This is a genomic window from Bacteroides sp. A1C1 (genome assembly GCF_004328515.1).
Classification (GTDB): Bacteria; Bacteroidota; Bacteroidia; order Bacteroidales; family Bacteroidaceae; genus Bacteroides; species Bacteroides uniformis.
Genome location: NZ_CP036491.1, coordinates 1,865,549 through 1,879,390 on the forward strand (window position 1 = coordinate 1,865,549; position 13,842 = coordinate 1,879,390).

At 41.7% G+C, this 13,842-nt stretch carries 12 protein-coding genes; 11 read left to right on the plus strand and 1 reads right to left on the minus strand.

Features of this window, described 5'->3' with window-relative positions; all coding sequences use genetic code 11:
* Positions 1 to 7 precede the first annotated feature (7 nt).
* The gene (locus EYA81_RS07665; protein ID WP_117600168.1) at positions 8 to 481 is read right to left on the minus strand and encodes a hypothetical protein; all 474 of its coding nucleotides are present in this window, start codon (positions 479 to 481) and stop codon (positions 8 to 10) included.
* A 551-nt stretch (positions 482 to 1,032) separates the two neighbouring features.
* On the opposite strand from EYA81_RS07665, the gene EYA81_RS07670 reads away from it, so the two are divergent.
* From EYA81_RS07670 to EYA81_RS07715, 11 genes are all read left to right on the plus strand, one after another.
* A complete protein-coding gene (locus EYA81_RS07670; protein ID WP_131225580.1) occupies positions 1,033 to 2,940 on the plus strand; it encodes a serine/threonine-protein kinase in 1,908 nt (635 codons plus the stop codon).
* A 6-nt stretch (positions 2,941 to 2,946) separates the two neighbouring features.
* Positions 2,947 to 3,321 carry a LytTR family DNA-binding domain-containing protein gene (locus EYA81_RS07675; RefSeq protein WP_131225581.1) on the plus strand — a complete coding sequence of 125 codons (375 nt, stop codon included), beginning with the start codon at positions 2,947 to 2,949 and terminating at the stop codon, positions 3,319 to 3,321.
* Between the two features lie 16 nt (positions 3,322 to 3,337).
* On the plus strand, positions 3,338 to 4,048 hold the full coding sequence (locus EYA81_RS07680) for an FHA domain-containing protein (protein WP_131225582.1): 711 nt from the start codon (positions 3,338 to 3,340) through the stop codon (positions 4,046 to 4,048).
* 136 nt (positions 4,049 to 4,184) lie between these two features.
* Positions 4,185 to 4,829, plus strand: a complete 645-nt coding sequence (locus EYA81_RS07685; protein ID WP_117958803.1) for a hypothetical protein — start codon at positions 4,185 to 4,187, stop codon at positions 4,827 to 4,829.
* Positions 4,830 to 4,860: 31 nt separating this feature from the next.
* Positions 4,861 to 5,961, plus strand: coding sequence for a leucine-rich repeat domain-containing protein (locus EYA81_RS07690; RefSeq protein ID WP_131225583.1), 1,101 nt, complete (start codon positions 4,861 to 4,863; stop codon positions 5,959 to 5,961).
* 13 nt (positions 5,962 to 5,974) lie between these two features.
* Entirely contained in the window at positions 5,975 to 6,343 is a 369-nt protein-coding gene (locus tag EYA81_RS07695) for a hypothetical protein (protein WP_131225584.1), read from the plus strand.
* Positions 6,344 to 6,348: 5 nt separating this feature from the next.
* Positions 6,349 to 7,641: a serine/threonine-protein kinase gene (locus EYA81_RS07700; RefSeq protein WP_227187319.1), complete on the plus strand. Its 1,293-nt coding sequence runs from the start codon at positions 6,349 to 6,351 to the stop codon at positions 7,639 to 7,641.
* A gap of 59 nt (positions 7,642 to 7,700) precedes the next feature.
* Positions 7,701 to 7,937 (plus strand): hypothetical protein, encoded by a 237-nt coding sequence (locus EYA81_RS19540; RefSeq protein ID WP_227187317.1) that lies wholly within the window; start codon positions 7,701 to 7,703, stop codon positions 7,935 to 7,937.
* 52 nt (positions 7,938 to 7,989) lie between these two features.
* Complete coding sequence (locus EYA81_RS07705; protein WP_119961365.1) at positions 7,990 to 9,897, plus strand: serine/threonine-protein kinase; 1,908 nt, start codon at positions 7,990 to 7,992, stop codon at positions 9,895 to 9,897.
* A 4-nt stretch (positions 9,898 to 9,901) separates the two neighbouring features.
* A complete protein-coding gene (locus EYA81_RS07710) occupies positions 9,902 to 12,085 on the plus strand; it encodes a serine/threonine-protein kinase (protein WP_131225585.1) in 2,184 nt (727 codons plus the stop codon).
* A gap of 108 nt (positions 12,086 to 12,193) precedes the next feature.
* Positions 12,194 to 13,828, plus strand: a complete 1,635-nt coding sequence (locus tag EYA81_RS07715; RefSeq protein ID WP_131225586.1) for a serine/threonine-protein kinase — start codon at positions 12,194 to 12,196, stop codon at positions 13,826 to 13,828.
* The last annotated feature ends 14 nt before the right edge of the window (positions 13,829 to 13,842 follow it).

A 13,842-nucleotide genomic window follows, 5' to 3' on the forward strand; every position in this document is an offset into this window, starting at 1 on the left:
CTACATATTAGTTCCCCGCAGCCTCTTCTGCCTGCCGGTAAATAAGCCGACCGCGCTGGCTGACCGTCCATCTTCCATCTTCCAAACGCACATTCTTTGTATCATCATCTTCCACATTCCAAGCATATCCCCCCGAAGGAAGACCACGGCGCTCCAGAATCTCGTTCGGCATTTCCTCTTCCGAAAAGAACAGTTCCACTTGAGTAGAATCGGGACTGAACACCAGAAACAACACCTTCTCCGCATCATCCACAGCGTTCATACGGACTCCTTTTTCCCACAGACGGATACAGTCTTTCTGAGCCTCACTCCAGGTATATCCGGCAGATGCAATGCAACCATGCTTATCCTTATCACCACCAACGACATGTACCGTATCGGCTTGTTCAGCAACTTCCACAGTCTTTCCCCTCTTGCTACCACAAGCCACAAACAGCGCTCCGGCACATAGCAAGCATATAGATATTCCTCTTACATTCATCTTTTCTCTTTTTAATTGCTTTTTGCTTGACAAAGTTAAGAACAAATCGGCAATTTAAAAAGTTTCTTTTCCATTATCATCAGTGCTCCGGCAGTATATTCCAAGACTTTGCAAAAGATAAATCCACAAACAAGAATCTATTCAAGTTCTATACTATAACTTTATCGCACATTCTACTTGCATGCTTGCATAGACACATATAGCAACCTACTGCACAGAGCATTAAGTTATGTAAGCAACCACCATGCAAGTATGTAAGCAGATTTTGCTTACATAACCGTGTCCTCTTACAAAAAAGCAGGCTTCTCTTATACAAGAAGCAGGTCCTCCTTGCACAGAGAAGAGTAGAGCAGAAAAGTTTGTCACACTTAACATCATATTACAGCCACATAACCGGAAAATATGCATAATAGTACAGTTCCCACATTTCTTGCTTTTGAATTCATTAACAAGTTCTATAACTTTGAACGGCTAAGACTCTGCCCAATCATATGTTTTCACAGTGAAATAAGAGGCAAGTATCAGCAACAATTAGACAGACATATAGATTCATGCAAAGCAGCATTCACACTTTATCTTGTGGAACTATACTCCATGGCCATTCCTACAACTACCAAATTAAAGGTGTATTAGGTCATGGAGCATTCGGTATAACCTATTTGGCTTCAATTTGCCTGAAAGGCGAATTAGGCATCTTGAATAGCAATGTATCCGTAGCCATCAAAGAATTTTTTCTACAAGATGTAAGTGCCAGAAGTTCATCAGGAGATATTTATGAGCCATCTCCCAATAGCATTGCATACAAATATGGAAAGAAATTTCAAAAAGAGGCCTTAAACCTAGCTCGCCTCAACCATCAAAACATCGTTAAGGTTTTAGAGTCTTTTGAAGAGAACAACACCTACTACTATGTAATGGAGTATATCGAAGGGAGCAGTCTGGATGCATATATATTGGAGAAAGGAGGGCTGCCGGAAAAAGAAGCGCTACAATATGTAGAGGAGATAGGAAAAGCATTGCAATATATGCATTCCCAAAAGATGCTGCACCTTGACTTAAAGCCTAAAAATATCATGCGACGTACAGATAACACTTTGTTTCTGATAGATTTTGGGCTATCCAAACAAATCGACAAAAACGGAGAACCGGAATCAAGCACTACTATTGGCCTTGGTACTCCCGGTTATGCCCCCTTAGAGCAAGGTTCGCAAGAATATGGGAAAATACTCGCACCCACATTGGATATCTACGCTTTAGGGGCCACTCTCTTTAAAATGCTGACAGGAAAGACCCCGCCCAAAGCCTCTGAAATACTAAATGAAGGATTTGCAGAAGAAGAGCTGCGGCAAAAGCACATAAGCGCGCAAACAATATCGGCCATAAAAAAAGCAATGGCCCCCATGAGGATAAAGCGCCCTCAAACAGTAAATGAGTTCGTGGCTTTAACCCATAGCACTACGAACTCCCATACTGATGAAAGTACCAAACACACTTCCTACAATAAGCAGCATGCCACATATCAAGGCATTGCCTTTTATTACGTCCAAGACGACAAACTGGTTTATTTTCTGAATGACAATATTTATGAACTGCCCCTGGAAGGAAAAACACAGGTAGAAGAGATAATAGAAAAGCCTATAAATCCGGTAATTGTACATTTCAACACCTCACTGGATGCATTCATCAAGAAAAATCGCCAGTCTATACAAGACAGCCGTTTCAAGGTCATAACATATAGGAAAAGTCTGTGCCATTATTTTGATGTATTAAGATTTATCAACAAGTACTTTGACAACGATAAAACATCAAAGATACGGGTTACTGAAGAAATCCATATCGCCTCAGCGGTACCTTGCATCATCCATTCAAATGACATGCCTATCTGCATCTGCTCCAAAGAGGAATACTGCATTGCCGAATACGGAGAAGGCCTTTATGAGGCCGAATACTCCGGAGTGGGAACTGCTGAAGAGCACATCTTACAAGAATATGATGTAACATCTCCCGCCATACCTATGACCGATTTAGAACTATACTGGAAATTCTTGCCTAAAGCCCTATCTATATGGTATTCATCTGTTATTGGCCAGATAAGTTCATTTGCCTTCCTTGATTGTCTGCCTTTTAAAGTATTGGCGGGGTATACACTAGAGAATCATGTCAGAGAATGCTCTTTTTTATGCAATTTCTGCAGCTTCCCTTTAAGGCGCAGCGCCACATTTCCCGGAGACGGTGACTCCTACTTTATGGAAATAGACAGTAGACGTTTTATCATTCCGCTAAAGGATTATTTAGGATATTCTCCTGAAACAATAGAAATCACCATCGATATAAGTTACTTTTTATGTGACATCATTATCGAAGATGTAAAGTACAAAAAGCGAGTAAAAATTCCTCTAATCGGATTAATATCAAACAGCTATACAGAAGAGGATACATTAAAAACAAATAATAAATAAGTTACAATGGATACGACAACCAACTTCTTGTTTTTCAATTCACGCGATGAGCTTCTTAGATTGGACATTTCCAAGATTGTATATTTTGAGTCTGATGGAAATTACACCAATATAATACTTACGAACAAGCTACGCGGTATTATTTGCTTGAATTTAGCCCAGACCGAAAAAGTCCTTGAAGAGCGACTGAAAGAAAAAGCACGCTGCTTTGCCCGTATCGGCAAACGGTTCATCATTAATCTGAACTATGTTTACCAGATAAATGTCATCAAACAGCGACTCGTTTTAAGTGACTATTCATCATTTGCATTTCAACTGGAGATGTCCAAAGAAGCCCTGAAAAAACTGAAAGAAATATTTCTCAATATAAAATTCGCATAATAAAAACAATAATGCCATGGAACTTATCATAGGAAGAGAAGCCGGTGCATCCCGCCTGCGTATCAGCATAAACAACCAAGACCGTTTTTGGGGGAATGCCAACAGCGTACCCAAATCCGTCAGCCGCCAGCACTGTAAAGTGGTGACCGATGACAAAGGAGGCTATATCATTACCAATCTGAAACCCGAAAACGTCACTTACGTCAATGGTGTGCAAATCGAGTCCAAGCACATTTCCGGAAAAGACCGCATAGAGCTGGGGTCAGACCGTTACTTCATGGATATAGCGGCCATTATAAAAGGGCTGGGAGCATCAATACCCAAATCGTTCTCTATCCATCACCTACAAGAAGTATGGGACGAATTTCACGACACCAAACTCCAGATACAGATAAAAGAAAAGAAGTCTGCAGCAATCCGTTCTGTAACAGGCGTATTTTCCATGTCTGCCATTTTCTGCGGATTTATTCCGGGCATTGCCGACCTGCCGGTTTTGCGTGTCATTCTATATTCTGCAGGACTTTTATTGGCCATCTATTTCTTTGTGATAACCTACCGGTCATCTTCCACACTTCCCAGGTTTCTGGACGACCTTGATAAGAAATTTCATAAGGACTATGTATGCCCCAACCCGGAATGCCATCATTTCATGGGATATCAACAGTATGACGACCTGAAAAAGATGACGAGCTGCCCCTATTGTAAATCCAAATTTACCGAGAAGTAAGAATCCCTTGAAAAATGAGGGATTGATACCTTAAACCGCAGGGTTTATGTAGTATACTTTTTGAAATTTGCCATTGCATGCCTCTCTTTATATTTTTGTTGCAGAATAAGTTATAAACCATTAAAAATGAGCAACTATGAAGACTAAAAAAACAAACCAGGAAAGCACAAATTCCACACAGAAAAATGTGGAACAGAAAAGTTACAATTGGCAAAATGGCGCCAGTTCATCCATCGGAGCTGCAATAGGCGTAGCGGCCGGTTCAATGGCCCAGACAGCTTTTGCAACAGAGCCAGTCACCGAAGGACCGGTACAGCCTCCCCACACTGATACCCCTACAGTAACTTCGGAAGTACCTTTAACCAATGAGCCAATTGCCCCTCAGAAGCCTGATACCCCTGCCACACCTATCATGCCCGGAAACAGCAACGATGAACCGCATAACGAAGATACCATCAGTGTGGTCTCCTATGAAACGGTTACGTGCGAAGACGGCTCGCAAATGGATATAGCCGGTGTTATTGTCAACGGACAAGAAACTCTTGTCGTTGACATCGACCGGGATGGAATAGCAGATGCCATGGTGGCAGATATGGACAATAATGGAATAATTACAGACAATGAGGTCATCAATATAGAAGAGGCAGGCATTCGCATGGAAGGATTGTCTATGGCAACCACACAAGCAACCGGCGTAAACGAGGATGCTACATTGCTGGCAGACAATGACCCAATACCCGACTATATAAATGATGCCGACGTAACCGGCTACATGGCCTAATTCTATTCATCACACTATATTTACTAAAGCTATGAAACGAACAAATATAATCACATTCATCCTATTATTGGGAAGCACCTCCCTGCTCTACGCACACGATTTCACCGTCACCGGAAAAAGTGGAGAGAAATTCTTCTTCAACATTGTAGATGCAAAGAAACAACATGTGGAAGTTACCTACCAAGGGAACATCTCTGCCCCCCAACCCTCTCTGTATACCGGTGAGATATCCGTTCCGGCAAGGGTAAAGCACAACAACACGATATACCGTGTTGTCGGCATTGGCAAGAAGGCATTCAGTAATGCAGCTTCCCTAAAAGGCATTGTACTGCCTTCCGGGCTTTCGTCCATAGGCGATTTTGCCTTTGAAGGTTGCAGCGGATTAGAGAAAATCGTATTTCCCGGCAACAGCGTCCGCTTTGGTGAAGGAGTATTCTTCCGGTGTACAGCAATCGGGCAGGTAACGTTGGGCAGCGACTGGACACAAGTGAACCTCAAAATGTTCCGCTGGAGTGACCGTTTGACCTCCATCGTCATCCCGGCAAAGCTCATCAGCCTGCAGAATTTGAAATCATTGAAACAGTTGCAAAGCATAGAAGTGGATGCCAATAATCCAAACTTTACTTCCATAGACGGAATGCTCTATAACAAAGACAAAACAATTCTGTTAGGTTGCCCCCGCGGACGCTCAGGAAAGATACGTATTCCCGACGGCACCACCGCTATACGCTGGAAGGCTTTAATCGATTGTCCCAATATAACCCAAATCGATTTGCCTGCTTCATTACAGATACTCTCGTACCGGGAGTTCTCCCAGATGGAACACCTGGAGCAAATCATCATGCGCAGAACAGAACCGATATCCACCGCAGAGCTCAACGGACAAAAAGTATTCCTGATAAAAATTGCCGGCAAGCTGAAAATCAAACTGCTCATCCCCCAAACAGCACTAAGTTCCTATAAAGAGGCACTTTGCTCCACAGAAGGAGAATATGCTGAAGTTTCGGCCAACACTCCCGAAGGATTCCCACCCGAATATGCCCTGATACCCTCAATAGTGGAACCCACTAATATGCTGGGGAAAAGCATGTTATCCGGAGTAAAAGATTTTTCAAAATATGATAAACCCTAAATATACAGAAACAATGAAGCCGCAAAATATTATAATCGCCTCGTGCCTATTACTGATGTGTTGTATCATGAGTAATCTGCACGCATCCACATTCCACCCCCAAAATGTACGCAGTAATAACGACACAATTCAGGCCGTCAGGCTAAAAGTTTTGAGTGCTCAGGAAAAGTCTCTTCAGAAGAAGATACAGGAACAAGACAAAAAGCGGAATGCCACCTACAATGATGTCTCCACTGAGACAATGGAGAGATTAAATGACCGGCAAGACTCTATCTGCCTGGATTTACGTTCCCAACTCGTAACGATACAATTAGAAATGGCAGAAATAAAGAAAGAGAACTTGAAAAAAGTACTGAATAACTGGGAAAAGAAAGGGAATTGATTGATATGCAGTTGATAGAGGGCACCCTTCTACAAGAGGGTAAATACAGAATAGAGGGAATACTTGGGCAAGGCGGCTTTGGCATCACCTATTTAGGATGGCAAACAAGACTAAACCGTAGGATAGCCATCAAAGAGTTTTTTATGAAAGAGTATTGCAACCGCAACGCCGATACGTCACACATTACCATCGGGACGGAAGGAAGCCGTGAACTCGTAGCTCGTTTTCAGCAAAAATTCATAAAAGAAGCACAATCCATTGCCGGACTTAACCATCCTAATATTATCCGTATACATGATGTGTTCGAAGAAAACGACACAGCTTACTATGTGATGGAATATATAGAAGGAGGTTCTCTGCAAGAATATGTGACGCGATACGGTGCACTACAAGAAACGGAAGCGCTGCATTACATCCATCAAATAGCAGGAGCATTGAACTATATCCACCAACGGCAGATGAGCCATCTGGATGTGAAACCTGGAAACATTTTGCGGAGAGAAGAGGGAGAAGTAGTGTTGATAGACTTCGGACTATCCAAGCGATACGATGAAAGCGGGCAACAGACCAGTACTACTCCGGTAAGTATCAGTACCGGATATGCACCAATGGAACAATATGTAGCTGGAGGAGTGCAAATATTCACACCAACTACAGATATTTATTCATTAGGTGCTACACTCTATAAATTGCTGACCGGAACGACACCGCCGGCTGCCAACATTGTGTTCGATGACGGACTACCAGCCTTACCCGCAAACATATCGGCAACTACCGAACGAGCGATTCGTGCTGCCATGCAACCCAAAAGACAACGTCCACAAAGCATAAAAGATTTTTTAGAATTGTTGAATAAACCGGAAAGAGAGGATATTACCATCATTGCCAAGAAAGAAAAGTTGCCTCCCCAAAAACAGCCCTCCAGCAGTAACAAGTTACCCATATTTATAGGGGTTGTCGTCGCACTTCTGTTAGCAACAGTTGTCTGGTTTACTCAAAAACCAAGTGATACCACTCCTCTTAAAGAAGAAGCCTTTGCTACGGAAGTAATTCCAACTGAAAACAATCCGGTAGATCTTGGCTTGAGTGTGAAATGGGCAGCCTATAATGTCGGAGCATCTTCTCCCGAAGAATACGGAGGACTATATGGATGGGCGGACCCGACCGGAGAAAAAAAGCAACAAATAGTAACGATTCTCTCAGTGGCACTCCCCCTTTCAACATTAGCGGCACTCAATATGACATTGCTCGTGCTAAATGGGGAGAGAAATGGAGGCTACCTACACAGCAAGAATTAAAAGAATTATCTGATAAATGTATATGGAAATGGACTGAATACAAAAAAGTTGCAGGCTATATGGTAACAGGACCGAATGGAAATCGAATCTTCCTCCCTGCATCAGGATACTGCTACGCTTACGGTGGAACGGTATATGGTCGAGGAAGAAATGGCCGCTATTGGTCAGGAACACGAAAGACAGCTAATAGCACTTCTAGTAGCGCCTCCAGCCTCGTCTTCAGTATTAACGGCTGGAGTCCGTTGTACAGCGACTATTGTAAGGAGGGAAATTCCGTTCGCCCCGTATCAGAATAAACTGTTATAGTTTGCATTATTTTAATTTTAAATTCCGCCAAAATAAAAAACTATGCAATTACAATCAGGTTCTTTCCTTCAAGGAGGAAAATACAAGATAGAGTCCATATTGGGACAAGGTGGCTTTGGAATTACTTACCAAGCCCTTCAGACCGGATTGAACCGTCAAGTAGCCATCAAAGAATTCTTCATGAAAGACTACTGCGAACGCAATGAGAAGACTTCACATATCATTATGGGTACCCAAAGTAGCCGGGAGTTAGTAGAACGATTCCGCCAAAAGTTTATCAAAGAAGCCCAAATCATTGCAGGATTGGCGCATACACACATTATATCCATCTATGATGTATTTGAAGAAAATGACACAGCTTATTACGTAATGGAGTATATAGATGGCGGTTCTTTAAAAGAACGGATTGAAACCAATGGAGCAATGTCCGATTCTGAAGCATTAAGTTATGTCCTCCAGATAGCTGATGCGTTGGAATATCTTCATCACCGTAAAACCATGCACCTGGACGTAAAGCCATCCAACATTCTGCTTCGGAACAATGGAGAAGCTGTACTAATAGACTTCGGTATATCCAAACGTTATGATGACACCGGTAACCAAACAAGTAGTACGCCAATCGGTATCAGCAAAGGATATGCACCTTTGGAACAATATAAGCAAGGTGGAGTAAAAACATTCTCACCAGGTACAGACATTTACTCTCTCGGAGCAACATTGTTTTATTTGTTGACAAGCCAACAACCGCCAGAGGCCAGTGATGTGAATGACGAGGGACTGCCAGCATTGCCAACAAAGATAAGTCCATTGATAAGAAAGGCCATACAAGGTGCAATGCAACCTCGATGCAAAGATAGACCGCAAAACATTAATGAATTTCTCACATTATTGAATGAAGGGATAAAACCTGGTTTGGAAAATGAAACTACAATATTAGATACCCCTAAAAATGAATTTGTAGCAAAAGAGCATCCTTCTTCCATTCCAAAGCCTCAACGAATTTTCTTATTCAAAAAAGAATGGCTTTGGGGAGTTATAGCTCTAATCCTTATATTATGTACTATTTGGCTCAGCAGAACCAACAAGACGAGTAATATCGCACAAGACAACTCTTTAGCTATTGGGCTTGACAGTACTGTATCCGACAGTGCTATACTTACATCGCCTATATCTATGAATAATTCGGCTCTGCATGATTCATCTATTCGGTATGAGAACTCTAATACAGAAATTGGGCAAACAAGAACCAATGTTCAACACAATGAAATCTCAACAGATCAAATTGTAGATTTAGGTTTAAGTGTAAGATGGGCCGGGTGGAATCTCGGTGCCTCAACTCCTGAAGAATATGGGAATTTATACTACTGGGGAGATTCCACGGGAACAGCCAGCAGTGGACCTACCTCTATTAACATTTATGATTTTGATGATATTTGTGGCTCGGAGTATGATATTGCCCGAACTCAATTAGGGAAATATTGGCGTATGCCAACAGCAAAAGAATTCATGGAACTTAGAGATAAGTGCAAGATAACATGGACCACTTACCAAAAAATAGGGGGATACAAAATTACCGGACCCAACGGCAACAATATATTTCTGCCTGCTGTCGGTATCAAAAACGGACAAAATATAGAAAATCGCGGTTCCATAGCATATTATTGGACTGGTTCCGTAGCTTTAATAGGAGGGGGATTTGTCAAATTCAAAAGAGGACGCGCTTTCCTATTGAAAGATTCAGTTAGGGTTATGCCCAATAATGTTGCACTCCCCATTCGCCCTGTTATCCCCAAAGAAGAAAAACAAAAGAAAGAAGAGCAACAAAGAAAGAAAAAAAGAAAGAGCCTTGAAGAACGAGTTCCCAAATTTGCATCTTCTCCAGCAGATAGATTTAATTCAGAGATTTGTTACAATTGTAACATAAATAATAACAAACAATCAACTACTTAATAATATGAGTAATATAAATAATTATGCACTTAAACAAAATACCATTTTATATGGTAAATCACATACCTATACCATAGAAAAGATATTGGGTCAAGGCTCTTTCGGCATCACCTACTTGGCTATGACCCAAGTCAAAGTTTCCGGAGCATTGGGTGAACTCGAAACAACCATACAAGTTGCCATCAAGGAGTTCTTCATGAAAGACATCAATGGACGAGAAGAAAATACTGTTACTTGTGGAAGCAGAGGAGGGGTCTATTATGACTACAAAAAGAAGTTTTCGCGCGAAGCCGAAAACCTGAGTAAGCTGAACCATCCCCATATCGTTAAAGTGCTGGAATACTTCGAGGCCAACAACACAGTCTACTACGCCATGGAATATGTAGATGGAGGAAATCTGGATACATACATCACACAACAAAAAGGCTTGACGGAAGCAGAAAGCATTATGTATGCCAAACAGATAGGAGACGCTCTATCTTACATGCACGCTCATAAGATGCTTCATCTGGACTTGAAACCTGGAAATATTATGCTCCGTAAGAATCAGGAAGCCGTACTTATCGATTTTGGCTTGTCCAAGCAATATGACGAAAATGGGAAACCGGAAACAAGCACTACAGTGGGAAGTGGTACCCCCGGATATGCACCGATAGAACAGAGTAATTATCATGAAGGTAAAGACTTCCCGGCAACGATGGACGTGTATGCGCTTGGTGCAACTATGTATAAGATGTTGACGGGAATCCGTCCACCAGAGGCTTCAGAAATATTGAATGACGGTTTTCCTGCATATGAGCTACAAAAACATCAAGTAAGCGATTCGTTAATAGCCAGTATCGCAAAAGTCATGTCGGCTATGAAAAAAGACAGACCGCAAAGTGTAGCCGCATTTTTAAGTATATTGGAAAATAAGGATACGGAAACAACTCCCAAAGAAGATATAGGAATAACGCTGGAGGAAGCTACGGTTATCCAAACATCCGCCAATGAAGAACAGACTATGCCTTCAAGTGACGACATATCTTCCCAGCCCCACCCCAAAAATCTAAAATATATTATTCTTGTCCTAATAGCTGTTCTGTCTATTGGAGGAATTATAGCCTATATTACTTCCAGAACAGGTTCCAACTCCGATACAGATACAGAAACAGAATGGCTGTCCGCAACAGACACTGTAACAAATTCTGAACCGAATAACGCATCATCAGTAACAGTACATGCAAGCACATCTGCTGAAAATATAAACCCGAATTCTCATGTAAAAGAAAATGCAGCGACCGGGAATGTAGAACGCCCTGCGCAACAAAACACCGAAACAGCAAACCTGAGTGCCATGAGTGCCAATATGCCTCCAAAGAAAAAGAACGGCTTTAAGGAAACAGCCAAAGCAGCAGAGCAAGGGAATACAGAGGCCCAATATGAGTTAGGAAGAATGTACTTTCTTGGTCGGGATGTCGCAAAGAATGCTACTGAAGCTGAAAAATGGTATCAAAAAGCAGCAAATCAAGAAAATGCAAAAGCCCAAAATGAACTGGGGAACTTGTATTATACGGGACTTAATGTTACGCGAAATTATTCGGAAGCAATAAAATGGTATCAAAAAGCAGCAGAACAAGGCATTGCAAGTGCCCAATATAAATTGGGATATATGTACGATTATGGGCAAGGTATTTCTCAAAATAGGGTAGAAGCTGCAAAATGGTATAAGAAAGCGGCAGAACAAGGAAATGTGGATGCACAGTATAGACTAGGCAATATGTTTTTCTACAAGGTAGGCATTCCAGAAGATATAGACGAAGCTATAAAGTGGTATAAGAAAGCTGCAGAACAAGGAGATATTAAAGCCCAAAAAAAATTAGGAGAGATATATTCCAATGGAGCCAGAAAAAAAGACCCAGAAGCTATAAAATGGTATAAAATGGCTGCAGAGAGAGGGGATGCTGAAGCCTTAAAACGACTAGGAGATATATACGAGAAAGAAAATGCCTTGGAAGCAGTAAAGTGGTATAAAATGGCAGTAGAACAAGGCAATGCTAGTGCATCTTTTGATTTAGGGCTAATATACGAATATGGAAAGCCCGGTATTCCTAAGAACAAGGCAGAAGCAATAAAATGGTATAGGAAAGCAGCAGAACAAGGAAGTGAAACTGCCCAAAAAAATCTACGCAAACTTGAGAATGAGTAATAGAGTTCGCGTAGAGATAGCAGGTACTTCCTTCTATACGATTATTTCATACAAGAATCGCCATCTGTATATAGATTACCATTTCAATTTCCACCAAAATAAAAAGCTATGCAATTACAATCCGGCACTCTCCTCCAAGGAGGAAAATATAAAATAGAAACAGTCTTGGGACAAGGCGGCTTTGGCATCACCTATCTTGCCACACAAGTGGCCTTAGAACGCAAGGTAGCTATTAAAGAATTCTTCATGAAGGAACATTGCAACCGTGACGTTGCAACTTCTCATGTATCAGTCGGTTCACAAGGCAGTCAAGAATTAGTAGCACGTTTCCGCCAGAAGTTCGTAAAGGAAGCCCGGATGATAGCCGGGCTGAATCATCCTCACATCATTCGTATCATTGATGTGTTCGAAGAAAATGAGACAGCCTACTATGTAATGGAATACACGGGAAATGGCTCTCTTGCAGAATATCTAAAAAGGAATGGAGCAGTCAGAGAGTCTAAGGCCCTCCATTATATCTACCAGCTGGCTGATGCCTTAAAGTTTATTCATCAGCACCAAATGAACCACCTTGACATAAAGCCAGGGAATGTATTGTTAGACAATAATAACAACGCCACCCTTATAGACTTTGGACTATCCAAACGCTATGACGGTGAAGGGCATCAAACCAGTACAACCCCTATAGGCATCAGTGCCGGGTATGCTCCAATGGAACAATATAAGCAAGGAGGCGTCAGCACCTTTTCTCCTGCAACAGATATCTATTCTTTGGGAGCAACTTTATACAAGCTCTTGACAAATGAGACTCCACCTGATGCCAGTGATGTGAATGACGACGGGCTTCCTCCACTTCCACCGAGTATATCCCAATCAACGGCCTATACAATTGAGAAAGCCATGCAACCGCGCCGTAGAGACCGTCCACAAAGCATTGATGAATTTTTATCGTTATTGACTAATAACAATAAGCCATCAATGCAGTATAATGAAGAAGAATCTGAAACAACTATAATTCCCTCTATCTCCCCAAAGGCAGAAGAAGAACCGGGTTCACCCAACATTCCTCCCAAACGAGCCAATCATCTTTCAAACCGGGAAATATGGTTGATTGCAATATTAATATTGTTGGTAACCTCTATTTTTGTAATAAACAAAACAAGCTACAATGTGCCTGCTCAGAACTCTGATACAGCAGTTGCAATAGAAAATCCAATCCCTAATCTTCCGGCTCAACCAATTGATTTAGGATTAAGTGTAAAATGGGCAAGTTGGAATGTAGGTGCAAGTTCTCCGGAAGATTATGGAGGCTTATATGGCTGGGCAGACCCAACAGGAAACAATACATCTACAAATAATACTGATTATCCCAACAACAATCCACCCTCCAATATATGCGGCACCAATTATGATATAGCTCACATTAAATGGGGAGAAAACTGGCGTTTACCCACAAAAAATGAAGTGTTGGAATTATGCGAGAAATGTTCATGGAAATGGACTTCATATAAAGGGAGCAATGGGTATATGATAACAGGCCCCAGTGGAAATTACATTTTCTTACCAGCAGTAGGTCAACGCTATGGCACTAACATTGGCAGTCAAAAAAACTTTGGCTATTATTGGTCAGGGACTTTATACTCCACGGGATATTCAAACTACCTTTCTTTCAGCAACACCCAATATCAGCTAAGCTTCACCCTTCGCTATCTTGGATGTTCTGTCCGTCCCGTTTCAAAGTGACCAACATTTAAAAC

Bases quoted from the DNA above. Each gene is read 5' to 3' on its own strand.
- EYA81_RS07715 (WP_131225586.1), top strand. From the start codon at position 12,194: ATGCAATTACAATCCGGCACTCTCCTCCAAGGAGGAAAATATAAAATA.
- EYA81_RS07675 (WP_131225581.1), top strand. From the start codon at position 2,947: ATGGATACGACAACCAACTTCTTGTTTTTCAATTCACGCGATGAGCTT.
- EYA81_RS07690 (WP_131225583.1), top strand. From the start codon at position 4,861: ATGAAACGAACAAATATAATCACATTCATCCTATTATTGGGAAGCACC.
- EYA81_RS07685 (WP_117958803.1), top strand. From the start codon at position 4,185: ATGAAGACTAAAAAAACAAACCAGGAAAGCACAAATTCCACACAGAAA.
- EYA81_RS07665 (WP_117600168.1), bottom strand. From the start codon at position 481: ATGAATGTAAGAGGAATATCTATATGCTTGCTATGTGCCGGAGCGCTG.
- EYA81_RS07710 (WP_131225585.1), top strand. From the start codon at position 9,902: ATGAGTAATATAAATAATTATGCACTTAAACAAAATACCATTTTATAT.
- EYA81_RS07680 (WP_131225582.1), top strand. From the start codon at position 3,338: ATGGAACTTATCATAGGAAGAGAAGCCGGTGCATCCCGCCTGCGTATC.
- EYA81_RS07700 (WP_227187319.1), top strand. From the start codon at position 6,349: ATGCAGTTGATAGAGGGCACCCTTCTACAAGAGGGTAAATACAGAATA.
- EYA81_RS07705 (WP_119961365.1), top strand. From the start codon at position 7,990: ATGCAATTACAATCAGGTTCTTTCCTTCAAGGAGGAAAATACAAGATA.
- EYA81_RS07670 (WP_131225580.1), top strand. From the start codon at position 1,033: ATGCAAAGCAGCATTCACACTTTATCTTGTGGAACTATACTCCATGGC.
- EYA81_RS07695 (WP_131225584.1), top strand. From the start codon at position 5,975: ATGAAGCCGCAAAATATTATAATCGCCTCGTGCCTATTACTGATGTGT.
- EYA81_RS19540 (WP_227187317.1), top strand. From the start codon at position 7,701: ATGGTAACAGGACCGAATGGAAATCGAATCTTCCTCCCTGCATCAGGA.